Origin of the sequence: Flavobacterium sp. FlaQc-49 (assembly GCF_044005985.1) — a bacterium.
Taxonomy (GTDB): domain Bacteria; phylum Bacteroidota; class Bacteroidia; order Flavobacteriales; family Flavobacteriaceae; genus Flavobacterium; species Flavobacterium cupriresistens.
In genome coordinates this window covers 21,694-47,957 of sequence record NZ_JBIPCS010000007.1, presented here as the reverse complement: position 1 = coordinate 47,957, position 26,264 = coordinate 21,694, and the positions used below count along the sequence as shown (strand labels likewise).

The following is a 26,264-nucleotide window of genomic DNA, read 5'->3' as shown; positions in this document are numbered from 1 at the left end:
ATTTTACTTGTTAAATGATTAATATGGTGACGAGTATAAACTATAACAACTTAGTTGTTTGTTTGTATAAGCTATGTATTGATTTTTTAAGTTCATTTGTAAAGAGAAAAAGAAGTGTTAAAGTACTGTAAAACAGTGTGCTTGAAGCTCTTATTCTAAGCGAGCGATAAAACAATGTAAATCTTTGATCTGTTAGAGTTTCATAAAATTTTAAAAGTAGAAGTACAAATAACAACTCGTTCTCGAAGCATCCTGATTACGATCAGATAATTCGAGATGAGTTTTTATCATATTACGCATACGCATACCCAAATTTATTATTAACCGTAATACCCCCTTATCATGAAAAAAATTACTCAAATCATCTGCATCCTTTTGACAGTAACCAGTATGAGTGCTCAGCAAGAGAAAGGAATTATGGGCTACAACAATTGGTTGAATAACTGGACCGAATTTAAGCCTAACAAAGTAGACTATGGAGAAGCAAATCAAATTTTAGCAGGAAACATTTCTGTTAATACAAAATTGATGAAAAGGAATGTTTATGTTTTACAAGGAAACGTTTATGTTACTAATAATGCTGTTTTAACTATTGAACCTGGTACGTTAATCATTGGTGATTTCGAAACTAAAGGAACATTGGTAGTTACAAAAGGTGCATCAATTATTGCAGACGGATTAGAAACTGATCCTATTGTATTTACTTCAAACCGTAGCCAGAAAAAAGCTGGTGATTGGGGAGGACTTGTAATTCTTGGTGATTCTCCAATTAATAAATTCGGAAACGCCGGTTCTTACAACCTTGATCTTGATCCTACTCTTACTACTTATGGTGGTGATAATGTTGCCGGTAACTCAGGAATTTTAAGATTCGTTAGAATCGAATTCGCAGGGAAAAAAGTAAAAGGTTTAGATTCTTTCAACGGATTAACTGTTGCAGGTGTTGGAAACAAAACAATAATTGAAAACGTAATGGTTAGCTACTCAGGTGGTAATTCATTTGCTTTCTATGGTGGAGACTTAAATGCAACTAAATTGGTTTCTTATAAATCAATCAATGATGATTTTAAATTCACACAAGGAGTTCAATGTCGTTTATACAACTCATTAGCAATCAGATCTTCTTATTTGTCTAGTACAAAAGACGGATCTCGTTGTATGGAGGTTAGAACATACGATAAGAAAAGCGAAACAGATTTTACTAAAAAACCTACTTTAGTAGTTGCTTCGAATATTACAATGCTTAACGATAGTGAAAATATTAAAGCTGACATTCAGTCTGGTTTAGTAAAAGAAGCTATTTATGTTGCAGAAACTGCATCACTTGAAATGAAACGTAGCGTGATCTCCGGATTTAATCCAGCTGTATTATTAGACAGTAAAACAGAGATTAATGATGCCAATCTTAAAAAAATCAGATTTGAAGAAATGTATTTCAACCTATGTAACGGAAATATCTTTACAGAATACAATTCTAACAATGAAGATTTAGAGAGCTGGTATGGTAATAGCGTATTCTTTAACGTGTATTCACAAAGTGATAACAAAGAGACATTTATTGACATCTTTAACCCAAAGAAACCTGATTTCAGACTACAATTAGGAAAGATTACGGCTTCTAGCGGAAACAGATAGATAAGACATAGATTTTTATTTTAGAGCGTAAATTTTATTAATTAAGTCCCCAGACACAATTTATGTATTCGTCTTAAATCGGACTCAAATAAAGATCATAATATAATGGCCCCAACAATAAAAAAATATTTTACTTGTATTATATTTTTGGCTTTGCCTATGACATTAAGTCTATATGCACAAAGTACAATAGAGGAACCTACTTTTTCTGTACTTAATAAATGTAAAAAGACAGCGTCAACGCTTGACCAAAACAAAGATATAGCTGAGCAACGTATCAGCCAATTAGATACTGATTCTAATCAGTTTATAGAAGGGCTATCCATCCCCAAGGATAGCCTTGCTACAACTGGTGAGTGTAATCTAATTACTTTTAAATGTGAAGAGAATTCATCAATAGCTGCTACTTATTCAGTACTTGCAAAAGATATTATTGAGAATTACAGATATGATTTTTCAGAATCATTTATAAACATTTTGTTTTTTGAAGATATAGATTTAGCCAGAACACGCACTATATGATTCAAAAAACTACTCTAATTTTTACCAAATTTTTTCTTTTATTTGGCATGTTATTCTGTGCCAACTTGAGTTTGTTTGCCCAAACGAAAGTTGTAAATCCGGAAATACTATCTTTTGATAGGATTTGTGCGGGTACGGTGCACAATGAATATAATGCTACTTTTACCTATAGCGGGTTTCCGGCAGGAACAGAGTTTACAGTTGAGTTATCTACCGATAATTTTGTAACGGTAATTCCTGCTGCTACAATTCTGCCTGTTATAAACGATACTCCTACTCAGAAAACAATAAAATTTGCGGTTCCTTCAACCCTTAAGGGATCGGATACTTATAGTCTTAGAGTTTCAACTGCCGGTTATGCAAGTCCTAAATTCACTTCGTTTGCTCATAAAACGGCTTTCCCAATTTATTTTAAAGCACATGACAATCAGTATACTATAAATAATTTTAAAGGAACTGCTACATTTTGTGCGGGAGGAAGTTATTTGTTAACGATTGATCCTGATCGAGCAGATCCTTTAAATGAATCTCCTTTAAAGTATGATTTTTTAACTTATAACTGGTACAAAGATAATGGCGTTTCTGTGCCTCCGACCTTAGTCGCTGCTGCGACCGGTCCTAGTTACAGCGTAACTGCGGAGGGAGTTTATTATGTAGAAACAAATTATGGAACTTGTAGCTCCGAATCGTATTCAAATCGTGTGACAGTTTCGTCATCAGGTTCCGGTTCAGCGGTTTCAGTAACCTCAAGTTTAGGGAATCCTTTTTGTTCCAGCGGAGCGGGTACAGTTTTGACTGCTACTTCAGGAAACAGTTATGTTTGGAGTAAAGATGGTAAAGTATTAGCAGGACAAACAACACGTTCTATCAATGCAAATGAAAGCGGATTATATTCGGTTGCAGTAGATTTTGGAGGATGTGTGGCTAATGGAACTATCGACTTAAAAAGCAATAGTTTTTCTGCCAGTATTGATGTTGCAGATACCTATAAACTTAAAGCAGGCGAAACTTTAAAAGTGTCTATAACTTCTGATGCGACCAATCCAACTTACGAGTGGTATCTAAACAACAATCTTATTGATGGTGCTAACACAGATACCTATCAGATAGCGGTAAGAGGTAGCTACAGAGCAAAAATTTCACAGTCTTCAGGCTGTATTTCTTCTAAAGAATTTGCATTCAGAGTTACTTCTGAAGAAGATGCAAAAACGAATGTTGTTCCAAATATTGTGAAACTAAGTAGTAGTTCTCCTTATTGGAATGTACCGGAAGTATACAAAACGCCTGATACAAAAATTACAATTTTGAGTTCAAACGGAGAAGTAATGTATGATGATGTTGGAAGTAATTACGATCCCGAATTCAATTCGTTTATAAAAGATTTTAAAAATGTTAATCCTGTCTATTACTACGTCATTAAATCCAGCTCGGGTGATAAAAAAGGATCAATAACTGTGATAAAATAATATGAAGAAAATTTACCTATTCATAACTTTATTTTACGGTTTTTCAAATGTACTCTATTCGCAGGACACAGCTGTCCCTGAGAATGGAGTTGTTTCGTTTTCGTTACCTATCAGAAATTCTTTAAAGTTTAATAGATACCTAATCAACCCTGCATTTAGCTTTGTTAGAGAGCAAAATGCTTATATAAGTTTTTATAACAAAAGACAGTGGACTCAGTTTGAGAACGCCCCAAATACCTATGTTTTCGGTTATTCGGGACGTTTTAGAGAAAATGAAGCTTTTGCTTTTAGTCTTTTTCAACAAAACTATGGTTTAATGACAGTGTTTGGCGGAGTTGGAAACTTTGCTCACAATATCGTTTTGGAGGAAGACAGCAATTTGACTTTTGGTTTAAACGCGGGCATTTATCAAAGCAGTTTGAATAAAGGAAAGATTGTATCTGATGATCAGGACGTTTTAAACGCAGATTATCCTTCAAATACCATGTTAACGATCAATCCCGGGATTAATTATGGTACTGCATTCCTTGATTTTGGATTGTCTGTGAATAATTTAGTGCTGTACAATTTTGGTTCAGGAGTAGTTAAAGAAGATCCGGAAAGAGCCATTCAGTTACATGCTATGTATACCGGTTATATTGATGCTTATGGTTTTTTTGACAGAAGTAAATTTTCGGGAATCTTAAAAACAGAAATCAAGCAAGATAAAACTATCATTTCTGGACTTGCTATGGTGGCGATTCCAAAAGGAGTTTGGGCACAGGCAGGATATAATTCATTATACGGTGTTTCAGCGGGTCTTGGTGTTAATATTTCACCAAGCATTGCTATTGAATATAACTATGAAAGAGGATTGGGTAATCTGTCTAATTTAGGAGGTTCTCATGAATTTGCTATTGCTTATAAATTTAAAAACAGAAATTATTATTATGGTGATGATGAAGAAGGTTCTCTTATAGATCCTGCACAATCAAAGCCGGTACCGTCTAAAAAGACTACTGCTTCTACAACTCCGGTAACAAGAGTGAGTGGTGCAGAAAAAGCGAAGTTAGCAGCTGATACGAAGGCTAAAACAGATGCAGAAGCGCAGCAAGCAAGACTTGCGGCAGCCGAAAAAGTTCGTGCAGATGCAGAAGCTGCCGCAAAAATAAGACTAGCAGCAGATACTAAAGCGAAAGCAGATGCAGAAGCTTTAAGAATAAGATTAGCAGCCGATGCCAAAGCCAAAGCCGATGCTGTAGCTGAAGCAAGAGCAAAAACTGCCGGAACCAGAACTGTAGCTAAACCAGCAGCACCTCAAAGAACAGCAGCACAATTAGCGGCTGATAAATCGAGAGCAGATGCTGAGGCTGTTGCGAAAGCAAGATTAGCAGCTGCAAAAGCAAAAGCTGACGCAGAAGGAGCGGCTAAAGCTAAAACAGCAACACCGGTAACACCTCAAAAAACACAAGCACAATTAGCGGCTGATAAATCTAAAGCAGACGCGGAAGCTGCTGCAAAAGCTAGACTAGCAGCAGATACTAAAGCGAAAGCAGATGCTGAAGCTTTAAGAATAAAATTAGCAGCAGATACTAAAGCCAAAGCTGACGCAGCTGAAGCGAAACGTAAAACTGATGCAAAAGCAAAAGCGGAAGAAGCGGATTTACAGTCCATCTTAGCTGCCGATGCTAAGGCCAAAGCTGATTCTGATGCACTTCAGGCAAGAATTGCTGCAGATGCAAAAGCAAAAGCTGCAGCAGCTGCAAAAACAAAAGCTAGCATTGATGCTGCAAACAAAGCAAAATTGGCAGCTGATGCCAAAGCTAAAGCAGCCGAAGAAGCAGCCTTAAAAGAAAAATTAGCGGCTGACGCAAAAGTTAAAGCCGATGCAGAAGCACTACAAGCAAGACTTGCAGCCGACGCCAAAGCTAAAGCCGATGCTGAAGCATTGAAAATAAAATTAGCAGCAGATGCTAAGGCTAAAGCCGACGCAGAAGCGTTACAAGCAAAATTAGCGGCAGACGCTAAAGTGAAAGCGGATGCAGAAGCATTACAAGCTAAGTTAGAAGCCGACGCCAAAGCGAAAGCCGATGCAGAGGCATTGAAAATAAAATTAGCAGCCGATGCAAAAGCGAAAGCCGACGCAGAAGCATTACAAGCAAAATTAGCAGCTGACGCAAAAGTTAAAGCGGATGCAGAGGCATTACAAGCTAAACTAGCAGCCGATGCAAAAGCAAAAGCTGATGCAGAAGCATTACAAGCAAAACTAGCAGCCGATGCAAAAGCCAAAGCGGATGCAGAAGCATTACAAGCTAAACTAGCAGCCGATGCTAAAGCGAAAGCCGACGCAGAAGCATTACAAGCAAAATTAGCAGCAGACGCAAAAGCCAAAGCTGATTCAGAAGCATTACAAGCAAAACTAGCAGCCGATGCAAAAGCCAAAGCTGATGCAGAAGCATTACAAGCGAAATTAGCAGCTGACGCAAAAGCCAAAGCAGATGCAGAAGCATTACAAGCAAAATTAGCAGCTGACGCAAAAGCCAAAGCCGACGCAGAAGCATTACAAGTGAAATTAGCAGCTGACGCCAAAGCGAAAGCCGATGCAGAAGCATTACAAGCGAAATTAGCAGCTGACGCAAAAGCAAAAGCAGATGCAGAAGCACTACAAGCAAAACTAGCAGCTGACGCCAAAGCGAAAGCGGATATGGAAGCATTACAAGCTAAGTTATTGGCAGATGCTAAAGTTAAGGCGGATGCAGAAGCTACTGCCAAAGCACAAGCTGATGCAGAAGCTAAAAAATTACAATTAGAAGAAGAAGAGCGCCAGGCAAAATTAGCAGCAGATGCCAAAGCGAAAGCCGATGCAGAAGCATTACAAGCTAAGTTAGCAGCAGACGCAAAAGCGAAAGCTGACGCAGAAGCACTACAAGCTAAGTTAGCAGCAGACGCCAAAGCGAAAGCTGATGCAGAAGCATTACAAGCTAAGTTAGCAGCCGATGCCAAAGCGAAAGCTGATGCAGAAGCGTTACAAGCAAAATTAGCAGCAGACGCAAAAGCAAAAGCTGATGCAGAAGCACTTCAGGCTAAATTAGCAGCCGATGTTAAAGCGAAAGCTGATGCAGAAGCATTACAAGCAAAATTAGCAGCCGATGCCAAAGCGAAAGCCGATGCAGAAGCACTTCAGGCGAAATTAGCAGCAGACGCAAAAGCGAAAGCCGATGCAGAAGCATTACAAGCAAAATTAGCAGCCGATGTTAAAGCGAAAGCGGATGCAGAAGCACTTCAGGCGAAATTAGCAGCAGACGCAAAAGCGAAAGCGGATGCAGAAGCATTACAAGCGAAATTAGAAGCTGATGCCAAATCTAAAGCCGATGCAGAAGCACTTCAGGCAAAACTAGCAGCAGATGCTAAAGCTAAAGCAGATATGGAAGCAGCGCAAGCTAAGTTATTAGCAGATGCCAGAGCTAAAGCGGATGCAGAAGCAAATGAAAAATTACAAGCTGAAGAAGAAACAAGACAATTAAAACTGGCTGAAGAAGCACGTGAAGCAAAATTATTAGCAGATGCCAAAGCCAAAGCTGATGCGGTAGCGCTACAAGCAAAACTAGCGGCAGATGCAGCAGCAGTAGCAGCAGCAAAAGCGGCTTCAGCACCGAAAGATGATACAGCAAGAGCGATTGACAATTTAACGCAGTCTTTAGATGCTTCAGGAAAAACACAAAGTGATTTATTGGAACAGTTTAATGCAACGGTAGCCAACAAACAAAAAGATTTGGACGACTTAAGAGAAGAGAATGACTTAAGCGATAAAGGGATCTACAAAGAGCCTAAACCGTTCAAAAGTGTTGCTGCTGAAAACAGTCAGTTAGAAGCTTTAAAATCACAATTGGCTGATGCAAACAGAATACAAAAAGACGAGATTGCTAAACTGACGAATTTATACAACGAAAGACTTAAAAAAGTGCCAAATAAAAATGATGCTTTAAACAAAGCTTATTTGGAGAAAATAAATCAGTTGAAAGCAGCACAGCTTAAAATGGAACAAGACAGTGCAGCTTTACTTGCCAATTTAGAACGTATTAAGGCAGAAACTGAAATTGAGAAAAAACGTAGAATTAAACGAGCTGCATACGAAAATGATCAAGGAAGATATGAACAGGATTTGGCTGCTCTTAAGCGTATAAAAGAAACAACAAAACTAAGTAATACACCACTAACAGCAAGTGATTTTGATTTTGGAGAAGATCAGTCAAACATGCAGATTATTAAGAATATTAAAAATTCTGACAATGGGTATTATTTAATTGTTGCTGTACACAGCAGTGTGGAGAAGAGAGATGAATTCCTTGCCAAAGCAGTAGCTTCAGGAGTTTCAAATGTGAATTTCTTTTATAATGTTACAACAAGTAAATATTACATTTATTACGATAAATTCGAAGGATTATCAGATGCTCAAAAAGCACTGGAAGCTAAAGGCAGTAAACCATACAATGGGAAAATGGTTATCGCTAAAGTGGAAAATTAATATCAATAAAAAGTTGTACCCTTCTTAATTTTTGGGAAGAGTCTGAATAATAAAATTTTAAAATACTAATTGTTTTTATTCTCTAATGCCCCTTAGAGAATAAAGTTTAAGTAAATAAAAAGGACTATGAAAAAACCTACTATTTTTAAAACGTTAATCGCAGTTGTACTGTTATTGCTAAGTTTTTCTTCTTATTCTCAGTTAAGAAAAAGCTTCAGTTCGCGATATACGACCAGTTTGAATGGAGATATTTTAGTTATTGGAAACAATATCTTAAATAGAGATAATGGAACTGGGCAAAAGCCAAATGATGCGTATAATGATGTTGGTAGTGGAAGCCAGTACAATGACCGATTCGATATGCGAAATATTGATATCGACAATGAAACCAGCTTTAATTCAAGTTCAGCAACATTAACAATTCCACAAGCCAGTAAAAGCTGTTTTGAAATTGTTTATGCTGCTTTATATTGGTCAGGAACCTATCAAGGATCTGATCGAAGCAAAATCAATCAAGTTAGATTAAAAACACCTGAAGCTGGTGCTGCTTATAAAGCGATTACCGGTACACTAATTTATGATGAAGGAGGTACGGGTGTTACTGGTGTATATAAATCAAAGCCCTATGCTTGTTTTAAAGAGATTACAGACGAGGTTAAAGCAGCGAAAGAAGGTGTTTACACGGTCGCTGATTTAGTATGTTCTGAGGGGATATTAAATGGTGACGGTGGTAATTCTGCCGGTTGGTCTATTTTTGTGATTTATAAAGATCCATTGCTCCCAAGTAAATATATTACGAGTTTTGATGGTTTTAGTATTATTAGAGATGCTGATCCGCCATTAGATATTCCTATTTCGGGTTTTAGAACGAATCCTTTTGGAGACGTAAATGTAAAATTAGCTTTTAGTGCATTAGAAGGGGATAATAGAATTACAGGTGATGGTCTTTTCATTAAAGGAGCAAAATCAGCTGCTTACGGACCGATTAAATCTCTAGTGAGACCAATTACGTCCAGTGAGCCAAACTTTTTTAACAGTACCATAACTGATGGAGATATTATTCTGGCGGGTCGACAACCAGCCAGTAGAAATACATTAGGTTATGATGCCGGTGTTATTAAGGTTGATAATGATAAGAATAAAATAATGCAGAATGATGAGACCAATGCTACGCTTAGGATTAGTACATCAGGAGACTCTTATTTTATGTTTTTTAATGCATTATCGGTAGAAATTATCGCTCCGAAAATAGTTCTTAAAAAGAATGTATTAGATGAAGATGATAATAATATCGGATCACAACCGGTAAAACTGGATCAGGAACTTAGATATGAAATTAAATTTAGAAATGAAGGTAATGACAATGCTAAAAGGTTTACTATTACCGACGTTCTTCCTAATAATGTAATTTTTAACGGTACAGCGGATATTTTAAAAACGTATCCGGGTATTACCGCTACCTATACAGCAGCAACAAGAACGCTGGTATTTAGTATACCGGATAGTTTTGTTCCTGCAGATGGAGCAGAGTACATTCTTAAGTTTAAAGTTAGAGTCGTAAAAGATTGTAATGAATTAGTGGATGCCTGTTCTAATGAAATAAAAAACACGGCTATTTCTAAATATTATGGAGATAAAAATACCAGTCCTGAAGGATTTGGTGAAGGTAGTTTTTCTACTATTTCTTCTTGTAATGTTGGAGAGCCTACATCGACCAATTTCTTAGTTGGTATTGACGAATGTTTGTTTAATAGAAACGTGTCATTATGTGATACTGCAACTTTAAAAGCAGCCAACGGTTATACCACTTATATATGGAAAGATCAAAACGGAGTTGTTTTTGGAGGCAATAACCAACAGGTAACGGTAACTAAAGCCGGGACTTATACCGTTGAAAATAGCGGAGCGGTAAATTGTAAACCGATCAAACAAACTTTTAACGTAGTTGATTATCTTACAGGAGCTAAGAAGAATCCAATAAAAGGAGACAACATTGATCCCCTAACAGGTGAGGTGATTACCTGCGTAAGAGATGGTAAACCTTTTCCTAAGATCTTTTTATGTGGTTTAAACGATAAAAGACCATTAGTGACCGGAATTATTGGAGCAGAAAGTATTGTTTGGCAAGAAACTAAAGATCTTCCGGCAACTCCAGGCCCGGATACCTGTCCTTATGAAGGAGCAACAAACTGGACAACTGTTAAAACCGGACCTGACTATATTGCCGACAGACCTGGTGTCTTTAGACTTGTAGTGAATTATGGTAATACTTGTATCGCTACTTATTATTTTAATGTATATCAAAATTTACTAGATCCAAAAGCAGATAAACAAGATATTATTTGTGATACTAAGGGATCGATCACGGTTACAAATCCACTTCCAAATACCGGATATTCTTATAGTCTTGACGGTGTAAACTACCAAGCTTCAAATGTATTTAATAATTTAGCGAAAGGGTTTTATGATGTTCAGATCAGACAGACTGTATTTGTAAACGGAGAAATTTCTTCTTGTCCGTTTCATGTTGAAGTGAATGTCGAAGAACTTATTTTTAGCACAGAAATTACAGCAACACATCCACGTTGTAATGGTGAACTAGGGACAGTAAAAGCGGTTATTAATAATGTACCGGGTCAATTCAGATTTATCTTAAGAGCAGTGGGAAGTGCGGTTGAGATTCAGAATTCAGGACTTATTGATAATAATTATGTCACATTTACAGGTGTTGCACCAGGTAAGTATGAGGTTTTAAGCGCAACAAATCATAATGGTTGTAACAAAATCGACGAAATAGAAGTTTTCGATTATCGTTTAACAGCTTCAGCAAATCTTACTAAACCACTCACGGCTTGTGCTAATGGTGAAATTTTAGTATCAGTAAGCGGTGGAACTCCAAGACCAGGACCACCACCTTATTATTTATACTATGTAAATGGTAGTACAGATTATGTTACAGATCCTAAAATTCCGGTAACAAGACCTTTACCGGCTAGTGGAGAATACAATATTGTGGTAGTAGATGATAAGGGATGTCGCGTTACAATACCACCAATAAAAGTTACGGATATTCTTAAACCTACTGTAACATTCAATACCAAAAATGGTAAATGTTATAATGATAACGGAGGTGAAATTTCAATGGTGGTTACGCCATCAAATTCTGGTTATACAGTTTCTTATAATGTAGATGGTGGTGCTTATACTACATCGCCTACTACTAACCTGAATCCGGGTAAATACAGTGTAATCGTTAAATATACTTATGGTACAGATGAATGTTTTGATCTGGCCAGAGAAGTAATTGTTGGAGGACCAGCATCAAAATTGACTGCATCAGCGGGAGTTGCCGAATTATCAGGTTGCGGACCAACTGGTCATGAAAACCAAGGATTGGTAAGAATTACAAATGCTCAGGGAGGTATTCCTTTCGCTGCGCCAAATTTATACCGTTATAGTTTTGATGGTGGAGGTACATGGATAACTTCAAATCAGGCTTATGTAGAGCCAAGAGCCACACCTTATGTTTTATTGATTAAGGATGCTGCAGATTGTATTTATGAAATGTCGGGTATTGTTTTAGACCCGAAACCGTCTGATCCGGTTTTCACTGTACAACCAACAGCCTATACTTGTGACGGAAAAGGAACCACTACGGTTACCGTAACAACCGATCCAAGTACAACTTATACCTATGAGTATTATTTAGGAACAACCTTAAATACTAATGTGCCACCAAATGTCTTTAAAGATGTTCCGGCTGGTACTTACGATATTATTGTAAAATATAAATTGGTATCTGCTCCAACTTTCAGTAATTTATTGAAAGAAGATTTTGGTAGCGGAGCCCCAACAACTTCGCCAGGTATTGCTTCTGCATATTGTTTTAATGATCAAAGAGTTTTAAAGCCTTATCAATGTCCTAACCCAACAAGGTCGGTTGAAGATAATCAATATTCTGTTGCAAGTTTCTTTTGGAGAGATGACGATTTGTTAAGCAATAATACAGGAGCATGGTTTCACTTTAAAGATCATACCACAAATCCAAATAATTTAAACAATACTGGAGATCCTAATGGACGATTTTTATTGGTAAATATTGGATCTGCAGCTGGAAAATATGGTGTTCTTTATAGTAAACCAATTGTAGACGTTATTCCTAATCAGGATATAATCGTAGATTTTTACGTCGGAAACTTATTAAATCCGGGTGTTGGCGATGCATCTAAAGCTCCATATATTAAAGTTGAATTAGTTAATTCTTCAGGACAAGTTGTTGCAACAGATAATACTGGGGCAATTGCACCTGGTACTTATGATGTAAACAGGAGAAAATGGGTTCCAATTAGTATAAAAATGAACCCTGGTAATAATACAAACTTAACTTTTGTCGTACGTTCAGGAAGTGAAGTTTATGATGGTAATGACTTAGTTATTGATGATATTTGGGTCCGTCAACTACCAAAATCATGTTTGTCTGAGCAGAAGCTTAAACTTATTATTCAAGATAAAAAAGCATTTACAGCTACTGTAAAAGGAATTAAAAATATAAAATGTAACGGGGACAAAGATGGTGGTTTCAGTATTGTTGCTGAAAATTTCGATACAGCGAAAGGTTACTTTTATTCCATAGATGGAGGAGCGACATGGGCTAAATCAACAACTGCTCAAGTTGATATTTCAGGTAAAGCAGCTGGTGACTATGATGTTCGTGTGAGATACGACAATCCTGCAGCACCATCTGGAATACTTTGTAGTGTTACGATACTTACAAAAATTACGACACCTACTTCATTTGTTTTAACTGCTAAAGCAAGTATTGCAAATTGTAAAACCAATGCAACCGTTACTGTAACGGCGGCCGGAGGGGTTGAACCTTATGTTGTAACACTAAAAGATAAAAATTCACCGTTTACTAAAACTTTCCCGGCGGATGGAATATTAACGAATATCCCACCGGGAACTTATACGGTAACCGGAACAGACGGAAATTTATGTCCGGGTACCACAGGTACAGATTTAATTATTGATAAACCGGTAAAACCTACAGCAGAAGTTGTAGCCAATACAGGTTTGTGTTTTGATAATAATAAAGCGGAAATTACGGTTACTATTAAGGGTGGTATAGGACCATATACCTACCAGGTAAAAGTTAACGGCGGAACTTACAGCGATCCTAGTCCTAGTTTTGCAGGGCCAAGTTTTAAGTACACGGCAACTGCTACAGGAACGTATGACTTCTTAATTACAGATGATAATAATTGCGAAGCCCTTGCGGTAAGTCAAAAAATTGACGCCAAAATTACGGCTAAAACAGAAATTAAAAATACACTAAGCTGTGACCCGGTTGCGCCAAATGCTACTATAGAAGTTACTATAGAAGGTGGTACTGCACCGTATAAGTATGTGGTTAAAAGAGGTGCTACTACTTTATTTACAAGTGGTGCTATTACAGGACCAACCTTTACCTATTCTGCAGATACAGCCGGAACATATACTTTTGATATAGAAGATGCTAACAAATGTACTTTTAGTATTGACAGAAAAGTTGATGATAAAGTAGCTGTAACAGGAAAAGAAGAAGTAGAAAATGTAACTTGTTTTGGCGCTAACGATGGTAAAGTTAAACTTATAGGTTTAACAGGAGTAGCTCCGTTTACTTTTCAATTTGATGGTAAGGGACTTTTTATTAGTAAAGATACTTATGGTCCTTTAGTTGGTTCAGTTGCCGGTACTGAATATACTTATATTGTTAAAGATGCTAAAGGTTGTCAGATACAAAATAAATTTAAGGTTTTCCAACCTGAAGATTTAACAGGTACAGCCTCAATAACGACCCCATATACCTGCGATAATCCTGCTACTATTACAGTTGCAAGTGCAAGTCTTTTTGGTGGAAATGGTTCTTATAAGTTTACATTGTATAAAGATGGAGTAGCAGTAGCCGGTCCACAATCAACATATGTATTTAGTGGTTTAACAGCAGCGGGTGTTTATACCGTAACTATTACAGATGCCAAATCATGTCCTAAAACAATTCCTGCGGGAACTATAGTAGCGTTAAACCCGCCTAAGGGAATGACACTTACTCCTACAGCAGTAACTTGTCCAACTAATAAAGCGAATGTAACCATTTCAAATGTTGTCAATGCAGCTGGAATTGCTGTGCCAACTACAGGGTTAAAATATAGAATGCTTTTACCTACAGTTGGTACTTATCAGCCAAGTAACGTATTCGCTGGTTTAGATGCCGGTATTACTTATAAGTTTGAAGTAGCAGATGCCAATAATTGTAAATTCGAGAAAGAAATTTCTATTGCCTCATTGCCAACTATTTCGGTAACAGTTAAATCACAAATCAATGTGATGTGTTTGGGAGATTCTAAAGGATCAGCCATATTTACTGTTTCAGGAATGGGGAATAGTGTAGCTTATAGTTATACAGTAGATTCTGGGGCAGTTCAAACCGGAACATCTCCGGCAGCAGGAACTTCATTTGAGATCTCTGTACCAAATTTAAATGCAGGTACACATTCAATTACTGTTACTAATACAGCAACTACTTGTTTTGCTACGCAAACGGTAAATATTTTAGCACCGACAGCAGCTTTAGCTTTAAATTTACCAACATTAACGCATGTTACTTGTAAGGAAAAAGGAACCGCTATTATAAACGCAGTTGGAGGTTGGTTGCCATACACTTATGTAGTTACACCAACTGCTCCCGCAGGTACTGCTATTACGCAAACGGTTAAAACGTTTAGTAATTTAACAGCAGGAACGTATTCTGTTGTCGTAACCGATTTAAATGGCTGTTCAAAAACTCAAGATTTCACGATCAATGATAAAGTAGCTATAGACGTAAAAATAGATGTAACCTCAGATTTTTGTGCTAAAGGAGCCGGAGCTACCATAAGAGTATCTCCTAATGCAGCACCAAACTATGTCTATAAGTTAGACAACGGAACCACTCAGAATCATGGAACGTTTACAAATGTAACTCCTGGGGATCATAAAATACTTGTAACAGATACTTTTACAGGGTGTTATGAAACCTTAACAGTACCGACGATTGCTTCACCAATAACAGCAAGTATCAAGATAGATAAAGATTTGGATTGTTCTCTTGGTTCACCGGATGCAGTAATTAGTGTATTTAATATTGCGGGCGGTTATCCAAATTATAAATACAGAGTTAATACAACAGGTACATTTACTTCGGAACCTTTCACGACACTTTCGACGGGACAAACATCGTTTACGCATCCGGTTAGTAGTGCTGCTACTTATTATTTTGAGATTTCAGACACTAAAACTTGTTCAGCAGTTGTAAATCAAAAGATAAACACATTGGTAAAACCGATTGTTACTTCTGCAACTCCTACTGCTATAAAATGTAAAGGAGGCGCTACAGGAACAATTACGGTAGTAACAAATCCTGTTGCAGGAAGTTATACCTATGTTTTAACACCAACTGCACCAACAACAGGTTCAGTAGTTTCACAAACAACAAGTAATGTATTTACAAATGTAAAAGCAGGAACATATAGTGTTACTGTGATAGATGCAAAAAGCTGTCCTTCTCTACCTGTATCCGTTACAGTTACAGAACCTGCGATTGCTTTGAGTGCTACTGCTAATGCAACAAAATTAAAATGTGGGCCGGCAAATGCACCAGAAGCTGCTACAGTTACCGTAACGGCAATTAATGGTACTCCATTTACAGGAGGAAAATATAAATATGATTATGGTGATGGAAGAGGGTTTGTAGATTCAAATACATTTACAACCGATAAGCCTGGTTTGGTAACAATTACAGTAAAAGACGCCAATGATTGTACAACAACAGCAACTACTACTATACTTGCATTAAAACCACCAAGTGCTTTGATTTTTGCACAGCAACAAGTAATCAGTTGTGATCCTACGAAATTAGATACTGATTTAACAGTAACAATAACGAATGGTATATCACCATTTAAATTCGAAATCACTAGTACAACAGCTGCAATTGCACCGGCAAGACCTGTTGAAACAGGAATTGTTGCGCAGTCGCACACCTTTACAGATTTAGCCCCTGGTAAATACTACTTTACTATTACAGATGCTAACGGTTGTACAGTAAGTGATAATTTTGAAATTATCAATGTAACACCAATTAATGTGAACGGTGTAGTTGATACAAACGTAAGTTGTAATGGAGTAAGCGATGGTAAAATTAAGTTTACTGTTGGAGGAAACATTGCAGGTGGCTATACCTATACTTTAACAGGAAGCGTATCAGGTGCAATTACCGGAGGTGTGAAAACAGGAGATACTGTTCTTTACTCCGGATTAAAAGGGAATGAAACCTATACTTTTTTAGTAATCAATAGTGCGACTAAATGTAAAGATTCCGATAGTGTTGTATTATCACAACCTGCTGCAATTATTAATTTGAAAGCTACTGCTTCAAAGGTTTTCTGTTCACCGACAGTAGAATCCAGAATCGAAGTTACCGCTTCGGGTGGGGTAGCACCATTGCAATTTGCTGTTGTAAAATTGGGAGTTACTCCTGTGGCAGCAGATTACAATACTTCAGGTATTTTTACTAAAAATACGACTGTTGATGGTTTAGCCTATGTTGCTTATGTAAAAGATAAAAACGGAAATTGTTCTCAGAATATTCCGGTAAATGTAGTACGCGATGCAGCACCAACAATAGATCCAATAGGAACAACTTGTTATACAGGTGGTACCTTAAATATAACAATGTCAGGAACTGTTTACGCAGGTTCAGGTATTTTATATGGTGTTGACGGAAACTATTCTTCAAATCCAATTAAAAATATTCCGGGACCGGGTTCTTATAATTTGACTATTAAAGATGATAACGGCTGTATATCGCCGGTTTTTGTTTTAAATGTCAACAATCAATTAAAACTTACAGTAACACCGGTTAAAGATGTTACTTGTAGTATAGTTGCTCCTTTTACAACTACAAATGCGCAGGTTACATTGTCTGCTGTTGGTGGTGGAGCTACTTATGCATATGAGGTTAGAAAAGCACCTTCAATGGTTTATACACCAATTGCTGGTAATGTTTATACTACATCAGCTGCCGGTGACTATTATTTCAGAGTTATTTCTGGCGGATGTGAGGCAGAAAGTACAGTTGCGGTAACCGTTACAACGCCTATACTTCCTGTTATTACTGCAGTAGCGACAGGAACAAAATGTACTTCTTCTAAAGAAGGAACCATTCAAATTTCGGTTACTTCTGGTGGAGTTCTTCCGTTTACTTATACAATCGATAATTGGGTTACAAGTAATACTACGGGGTATTTTACAGATTTAGCCGGAGCAACAGGAACTGGTTTAGGATACACCTATCAGGTTCGTGATGCTAAAGGTTGCGTGGTGTCAGGAGCGGCGCAAGTATTTGTTGTGGCTCCGGATCCTATTGATTTTGATACTATTGTGGCAAATATAGAATGTGATCCAACGTCAACACCTCCGGGATCGACTTTAGGTTCCATTACAGTAATTAGCGCTACGGGTGGAACAGGACAATATACCTACTATATTAGTAATAATTTTGGGTATAAGGCTTCTCATACCACTACTACCCGAGAAAATCACAAGTTTGATATTATCAATTTTGGTGTTTATACGGTGGAAGTGAAAGACCAAAACGACTGTTCGGTATCGGTAGAGAAAGTTATGGCATCACCGCCAAACGATTTACAAATTGATATTTCTACTGCTTCTGATTGTACTTCAGGAGGAACTGCGATTGTTAAGGCTGTTGCGTCAGTTGGTAGTGGAAATTATGCGTTTGGAATACTAGAATTTAATACGCCTCCATATACGAATAACTATTCAGGACCAGATGTTGTTAATGGTAATACCAAAACATTTAATCCTCTTATACCTGGTGTAACTTATACCTTTGTGGTACATGATTTAACTACAAATTGTTATTTCTTAAAAACGGCAAGTGGTCCTATAGCTCCAGCTTCTAGTTTAGTTGGAACTCCAACTGCTCAGAACGTTACTTGTAACGGAGCTGGTGATGGTAAAGTAACATTTACAGTTACCGGATATGCTGCAGGGACAACTTCTGTTGATTACCAAATTTTCAGAGATCAGGATAATGCAGTAATAAGCCCTGTATTAAACGAAGTAATTACAGGTACATCATTTACTAAAACATATCCTGCAACAGGGCCTGGAACATTAATTCCGGGAAGATATTATATCGTATTCACAGAAAAGAACGGAGCTGTTATTGGATGTAAAGCTGCTTCAACTATGTTTGAAATAAAAGAAGCAACAATACCTTTAACATTACTGGCGTCTTCTCTTAAAAATGATAACTGTAATCCAAAGGCTGGTATTGTTAGTGCTCAGGCTTCTGGTGGAGCGGGTTCTTATTTATACCAAATTGTTACGGATAACGGATCAATTGGTTTTAACGCTGCTGATGATACTAAGCCAACTGTAGCTTCATTTTTACCTACTCATAACACAGGTACATTCTATGTGGAGTCAGGAGATTATTTGGTTTGGGTTAAAGACGCCAATAACTGTATTACAGAAAAAACAGTTAAAGTTCTTTTAGATCCAAATCCGGTATTTGCTTTAAGTGTAGTGAATCATTGTGCTTTAGAAGGAGCATTTGCTGTTACGGTTACAGTAACAGACCCAACACCTTCAATGGCGCCATATAAAGTAAGTGTTAATGGTGGAAATCCAATTCCACTTACCACATTAATTTATACAGCTTCTGGTCTTAATTCCGGAATGCAAACGATTATTATTACGGACAAAAATGGTTGTCCAATTACACATACTATAAACATAAATGCAACACCAATTGCGGTGGCTACTATCGACAAAGTCTTGGCTTGTTCTGTGACAGGAGCTGTTGTTGAAGATGCTGTTATTCATGTTGAAGTTAAAAACGGAACAACTCCATATACGTACCAGGTTAAGAAAGGCCTTGGTGGTTTTGCAGCATTTACTCCTGTAACAACTGTTGTTGCCGGTGTAACCTCATTTGATTATACGGTTCCTGCAGCTGCTGCAGATACGTATGTATTCAGAATTACAGATTTAAATGGTTGTCCTATTGACACAAATCCTATAACTATTGACGCCATTGTACCAATTGTACCGGCTTCAAACCCTATTCAACCCTTATGTTTTGGTGGTACAGGAAGTGTTAAGTTATCGGCTACAGGTGGAAAAGGACCTTATACATATAGTTTTGATGGATCATTATTCACAACAAAAACTATTTATGACGTTGCGGCCGGAACTTATAATTACATTGTAAAAGATAATTTAGGTTGTGAAGCTCCAGGTTCTGTAATTTTAGGTCAGCCAACAGAAGTATTTATTTCTGCTCCGGTTATTGACCCATTAACTTGCGGCCCTGCAAATGTTGGACAAGACGCTAAAGTTGTTTTGTCTGCAACAGGAGGTAGCGGTAGTTATGAATATAGTTTTAACAATAGTGCGTTCACTACTAAAAACACTTATTACGTTATTGATACTAAAGCGGATCAATTAAATATTCCATTTAGTGTAAGAGATACAAATGGTTGTGCTAAGTCAGGTACTGTTGATATCCTTAAATTAAACCCTCCATCGGATTTTGATTTGACACCAGGAGTAGCCATTACATGTACACAATTGACAACAACTGTTGTTGTTTCAGGAGTTGATAATGGTGTTGGTGCCCTTACGTATCAAATTGTTTCACCTGTTAGTGAAATGATTGACAATGGTCCAGTTGCTACTTTCGGAAATATTAAACCGAATATAGATTACGTATTCCAGGTTAAAGATGCAAATGGTTGTATTTTCCAAAGACCATTGCGTATCAATGACGTTACAAAAATTAATATTGTTGTACAATCTACAACAGGTATCACTTGTTCTACAGCCATAGACGGGAAAGCTTCTTTCTTCGTATCAGGTTTTGGTTCAGTGGTAGGAGGAACTTATCGTTATGAATTAGATGGTTTAGCTGCCGTAACAGGTTTAACTGCAGCAAAAATTGATCTGACAGGATTAGCTGCTGGTCCGCATTCTATAAGAGTGTACGATGATGTAACAAATTGTGAAATGACTAAGCCATTTACAATTACTGCTCCACCGGCTGCACTTACGATGAGTAAAGTGGTTACGCCATTAGGTTGTACTACTTTTGGTGGGGTTGTTATAACAGCTCTGAATGGTTGGGGTAATTACACCTTTAGCGTGACGCAACCTGATACAGTTGTTTTGACAAATACCAACGGAACTTTTAGTGGTCTTACACAAACAGGAACTTATGCTATTGCTGTAAGAGATGCTAACGGTTGCGTGCTAACAGATTCATTTACGTTAACAGCACCGGTTAAGCCAACTATTACAATAGATGCTTCAAATTACTGTTATATAAGTGATAATTCAACAACTATAAACGTTAGTGCTACTTCTGTAGGTGCGCCACATGCGGTAACACCATACGAGTTTAGTATTGATGGTACAAACTGGCAAACTAGTGGTTCATTCCCAGGTTTAAAACCAGGTGATTACACCATTACAGTTAGAGATATATTTGGTTGTACAGCTACTGCAACAACTAAGATCAATGGTCAGCTTTTTGCTTCGGTAGAAAACAGAAAAGACCTTTATTGTACAGGTGTTCTTGACGGAACAATCAGAGTAAAAGCTGTTGGAGGTTATCCTGCTTACAGCTACACAGTAGCAATAAACGGAGGACTTCCTTCTGCACCGGTAGCATTTGCTAATGCCGCTGCTACTTTTGCTGACTATACGGTAACTGCTGCAGGTAGTTATGTATTTACAGTATACGATACTAAAGGATGTTCTTACCCAATTCCGGCGATTGTTATGACAGCTCCAACTCCGGTTGTGTTTACTGCTACTCCAACTTCGCCAAGTTGTTCAGGTACTCAGGGTATTACAGGAGACGGTTCAATTTTAATTAATTTGGCTGCTTCTAATAATAATCCGGATTATACCTACACTATTCAGCGTACAGCGCCAACGGTTGGTACTGTCGTTACTCAGGTGAATAATCCATTATTTACAGATTTAATTGCAGGTACGTATTCAATTACGGTGACTTCTGCCAGAGGTTGTTCAGATTCTGATAACGTGGTAATTAATGAACCAAATCCGGTTGTAGCTTCGGCTGTTGCTTCGCCATTTACATGTTCTGCTACAAATACTGTTAACACAACAATTGTTACCGTTACTGGTGCAGGTGGTGTAGGAGCAGGTTTAGTTTCAGATTATACGTATAGCGATATCGCAACTGGTAATTGGAAGACTACGAACGTATTCAACGTAGACAACAAATCTGCTCAGACTCTTACATTCTATGTGAAAGATGCAAACGGATGTGTTGATGATGTTCAAATTTCAATAAATGCATTCCCTACATTGATTTCTGCTACAACTAGTTTAGATACTAAAGCAGATTGTACCAATGCAGGTGAAATTATAAACGTAGTTATTGCTGGTGGTACTGCTAATTTTGAATACCAGGTATATAAAGATGGTGTATTGTTTGGTGGCGTAGTTCAGGTTCCGGTTGGAACAAGTACGTTCAAATACATAGCCGCAGATGCCGGTCATTCATACCAGTTCTTAATCAAAGATAAAACGACTTTATGTACTGTTCTTTCTGATGTTTATAACGTTCCGTTATTTAATATTATGAAAGTAATTGCAAATGCTTCTTCAATGGTAACCTGTGACGGGTTTAGTGATGGAAAAATTACTATTACTATTGAAAATTATACAGGAACTTACAACTACAGAGTGCTTCTTGCAGGAGCCCCTGTAGCTTCAGGAACAGCTATAAATGCAGGTACTAACAATCCGTATATCATTACAGGATTAGCAGCAGGAAAAGATTATGAAGTTGAGGTTACACAAACAGCATACCCTGCTTGTACCGTACTTTCAAATAAAGTAACTCTTACACAACCACCGGTATTAAATATTAGTGGATTGAAAGTAAATGTTGCTAATCAGAATTGTAATACAAAAGGAGCAGTGCTTACGGTAGATAAAACAACTATTGTGGGTGGTACACCGGATTATATCTTTGCTTTTGTACCTGCAGGAACTTTACCGGTTGCTACAGACTACGATGCATCAGGAACTAAAACAATTGCAACGACTAAGATCGCTCCATTGTTTGATGCGTGGGATGTTTATGTGAAAGACCTTAACGGTTGTTTTGCTTTCCAAACCGTACAGATTTCTGTTGACCCTCTACCGGTAATTACCGATGTAAAAGTGGCCAGCCAATGTGCAAGCGTTGCAGGATATAGAATTGATGTTACTGCAAACGGAGTTGGTCCTTTAAAATACAGTTTAGACGGAAAACAATTCCAGGACGGTAGTTTCTTTACTGTTTTAGCAGCAGGAAACTACACCGTAACGGTAATGGATGCAAACCAATGTAAAACAACAGCAGCTGCTCCGGTTACGATTTTAAATCCGCTTGAGTTGCGTGCAAGAGTTAGTATCATGCCGGTTTGTAATGCTACGAATGGTGAGATTACACTAGAAGCTTTGGGTGGTACAGTTACACCTCCAAACAGTTATGTATATACGAAAGACAATTGGGCTACAAGTCAGGTTCAACCTAACTTTACAAATCTTGCTCCGGGAGTTTATACTTTTAAAGTAAGAGATATTGTTACATTATGTGAAAAAGAAGTAGTAAAAGAAATTGAGGTTCCTACATTGGTAACCGGAATTAAGTTGGCTCCAACAGCTGTTTCTTGTAATGGTGGTTCAGACGGAACTATTACAGTAACGTTAGCTGCATCAAATAATAATCCTAAATATACGTACAGTTTAACTGGTCCAGCCGGATTTACTCCAAGACCAGCTCAGGATTCACCAATTTTCAATGACTTACCATTCGGATTATATACCGTAAGTGTATTGTCAGGAAGAGGATGTCCTGGTACAGCAACTGTTACAGTGCCTCAACCGCAACCTATTACAGTATTGTTGCCAACAGTTACGCAATACCTTTGTACTGCGGGTACTAATGACGCAAACAATGCTACAATCACGGTAACCCCGGGTTCTGTTGCAGGAGGTTCAGGTAAATATGTGATTTACGAATTCTTTAGAAATGGAGTTTCTGTTCAAAAAGACGGCAGAAATACCTTTACAGAATTTGATTATTTAGGTGGTACATACACCGTAACTGTTTTTGATTCTAACAATTGTCAAGGTCAGTCTAACAGTGTTGTTATTGCTCCATATGCTAACATCAGTGATTTAAAAATTGATGTTACTACAATTACTTGTAAAGACGATGAGTCGATTCGTGTTTCGGCAATCTCGACAATAGGAACATTACCAACGTTAACGTATACCCTAGAAGGTGTTGACGGTACGGTTTACCCTATTACATCTAGTCCTACAGGATTGTTTACAGGATTAAAAGTTGGTCTATATAAAATTATCGTGACTAACACGGTAACGGGATGTAGCATCGAAAAATTCCATAAAGTGAATGAGCCAAATACATTCAAAATCGTAGCTTCTAATGTGAAAAATGTTATTTGTTTTGGTGAGGCTAACGGTAGCGCTACTTTAACATTGGTTGACAACATTGTTCCAACAGATGAAGCAGGTATCTTTACTTATGTGATTACACATAAAGAATCAGGTGCAACTCGTAATGGAGTTACTACTTCGGCTAAATTAGATCTTACTAATTTGGTAAGTGGTACTTATACAGTAGATGCTACATTAAACAGCACTCCGTTCTGTCCAGTTCAAACTGAATTTAGTATTGAAGGACCAACAGCGGAATTAACAATTTTAGCGTCTAAAGATGATATCACTTGTGCTGTAGGGAATAAAGACGGTAGAATTTCAGCTTCTGCTGAAGGTGGATGGCCAGGTGGTTATGAGTTTAAATTGGTAGGACCTGTAAATGTGGCTTACTCTTCAGATAGAATTTTCCCAGGATTAATTCCGGGATCTTATACGGTATTTGTGAGAGACAGTAAAGGATGTGAAGTTTCTACACCAGTGGTGTTAGAGATTCCAAAACCAATTGACGTTGTGATCAGCGCTACACCATTACTTGCTTGTTATGATGACGAAAATGGAGTGGTTACGATTAATACAGTAACAGGTGGTTCAGGTAACTATACGTATACTTTGAACGGAACTTTAGTAGACGGAACAGTAATCAGCCAACAATCACAAGGAGCCCTGCAATTTACAGGACTTAAAGCCGGAACGTATTCTGTAACGGTTAATGATAGCTGGACTTGTAAAGGAGTTTCTAATACAGTGACTATTGCTGAGCCTACAAAAGTTAAGGCTTCACTAGATACGAAAACGAACGAAACTTGTAAAGTTTTCCCAGTTCTTACACTTAGTGCTACAGGAGGTACTGCACCTTATTTCTATAGTGAAGATGGTACCAACTATATTTCAATGACAGGTTCGTCAATTGATATAACGTTACCATTTATAACTACTAAAACGACTTACAAGTATTTTGTAAAAGATGCAAACGGATGTACAAGTTCGGAGTCTAATTATGTAGAAATGCCTGTAATTCCAGCGTTAACATTTGACAAGTTAGTTGATATCGATATCATGTGTAGTGGAAGTGCTACGGGTGCTATTACCGCGATTGCTAAAGGAGGTTTAGGAAACTATATCTATACTTTACAAGATGCTGCAGGAAAAGATATTATACCAGCTCCGATTCAGCTTACACCAGGTGTCTTTACCGATTTAAAAGTTGGAAGATATATCGTGAAGGTAAGCAGTGTAGATTGTGAGCAACCTTCGGCTGTAATCGATATTACAGAACCAAAAGCACCTTTAACGGCAGTAGCAATTGCTACAGATATAAGCTGTAACGGTTACAATAACGGAGTGATAACAGTAAATGCACAAGGAGGAACAGGAGTTTATAAATATGCTATAGAGCCTGAGTTCAAACAGTTCTTTGATGATAATAAATTCGTAAACTTGAAACCAGGATTCTACGATGTTATGGTTCAGGATGAAAATGGTTGTTATATCATCATCAAAGATGTTGAGGTTAAACAACCGGATCCAATTGTAATTACTGAAATTGTAGCCAACACAGTACCTGAGCGTTGTAAAGGTGATAAAGATGGTTCTTTTGAAGTTGAAGTAAAAGGAGGAACAGGACCATATAGCTATAGTTTAGTAAGTGAAAATGGACCATTTACACTTGGAGCAGTTGGACAAATTCGTTTTATTTTCCCTGGTGTTAGTGGTGGTGCACATACTGTTTACATAAAGGATAGTAAGGATTGTTCAGATGAAGAAGTAATAACATTGCCAAATGCAGTTATACTTGACCCGATAGTTGAAATATTCTATGATTGTGTTGATAATGCACAGGCAAATAGAGTAATTGTGAAAGTAGATCCTAGTAATTATGATTTATCACTTATTACTTACCAACTTGATGGAAATCCTGCAACAAAAACTAATGATCCGGTTTTCAAAGATGTTGCTCCGGGCTTGCATTGGATTTTGGTAAGTCACGCAAACGGATGTGAGGATAAGACTAATGATTTCACAATAAAAGCCTATACTAAATTGACTTTAGCTGAGACTACCGGTCAACAGGAAATGAATGTAATTTCTGTTACGGCTAGCGGTGGAGCTCCTGCTTACGAATACAGTTTTGAAGGAGGACCGTTTACATCTTCTAACAAATTTAAATTCTACAAAACAGGAACTTATAAAATTATAGTTAGAGATCAGAATGGTTGTGAAGCTGAATTAAATCTTTACAGAGAATTTGTAGACGTTTGTCTTGACAATTATTTTACACCAAACGGTAGTTATACCGAATGGGGTCCTGGTTGTACCAATATTTACAACAATCTAACGTTCTCTATTTTTGATAGATACGGTCGTGAAGTTGGTAAATACCGTTACGGTCAAAAATGGGACGGTAAATACAATGGTATAGAATTACCTTCTGGTGATTACTGGTATGTTCTTAAACTAAATGATGAGAGAGATATGAGAGAGTTTGTTGGACATTTCACTTTATACAGATAACAAAATAATAGCCCCTATGATGTTATCTAAAA

The 26,264-nt window shown here is 37.5% G+C and carries 5 protein-coding genes; all 5 read left to right on the top strand.

The annotated features are described in order from the left end of the window. Nucleotides 1-342: 342 nt before the first annotated feature. Nucleotides 343-1,635: a hypothetical protein gene (locus tag ACHRV3_RS14995; protein ID WP_047774527.1), complete on the top strand. Its 1,293-nt coding sequence runs from the start codon at nt 343-345 to the stop codon at nt 1,633-1,635. Between the two features lie 105 nt (nt 1,636-1,740). After that, nucleotides 1,741-2,157 carry a hypothetical protein gene (locus tag ACHRV3_RS14990; RefSeq protein ID WP_047774525.1) on the top strand — a complete coding sequence of 139 codons (417 nt, stop codon included), beginning with the start codon at nt 1,741-1,743 and terminating at the stop codon, nt 2,155-2,157. Beyond that, on the top strand, nt 2,154-3,623 hold the full coding sequence (gene sprC / locus ACHRV3_RS14985; protein WP_395435250.1) for a gliding motility protein SprC: 1,470 nt from the start codon (nt 2,154-2,156) through the stop codon (nt 3,621-3,623). The genes ACHRV3_RS14990 and sprC overlap by 4 nt, the downstream gene beginning before the upstream one ends. Before the next feature lies 1 nt (nt 3,624). Continuing rightward, complete coding sequence (locus tag ACHRV3_RS14980; protein ID WP_395435249.1) at nt 3,625-8,127, top strand: PorP/SprF family type IX secretion system membrane protein; 4,503 nt, start codon at nt 3,625-3,627, stop codon at nt 8,125-8,127. Between the two features lie 126 nt (nt 8,128-8,253). Continuing rightward, the gene (locus ACHRV3_RS14975) at nt 8,254-26,232 is read left to right on the top strand and encodes a T9SS type B sorting domain-containing protein (protein ID WP_395435248.1); all 17,979 of its coding nucleotides are present in this window, start codon (nt 8,254-8,256) and stop codon (nt 26,230-26,232) included. Nucleotides 26,233-26,264 lie beyond the last annotated feature (32 nt).

Coding starts and splice junctions, on each gene's coding strand:
- ACHRV3_RS14990 (WP_047774525.1), top strand. CDS start 1,741: ATGGCCCCAACAATAAAAAAATATTTTACTTGTATTATATTTTTGGCT.
- ACHRV3_RS14980 (WP_395435249.1), top strand. CDS start 3,625: ATGAAGAAAATTTACCTATTCATAACTTTATTTTACGGTTTTTCAAAT.
- sprC (WP_395435250.1), top strand. CDS start 2,154: ATGATTCAAAAAACTACTCTAATTTTTACCAAATTTTTTCTTTTATTT.
- ACHRV3_RS14995 (WP_047774527.1), top strand. CDS start 343: ATGAAAAAAATTACTCAAATCATCTGCATCCTTTTGACAGTAACCAGT.
- ACHRV3_RS14975 (WP_395435248.1), top strand. CDS start 8,254: ATGAAAAAACCTACTATTTTTAAAACGTTAATCGCAGTTGTACTGTTA.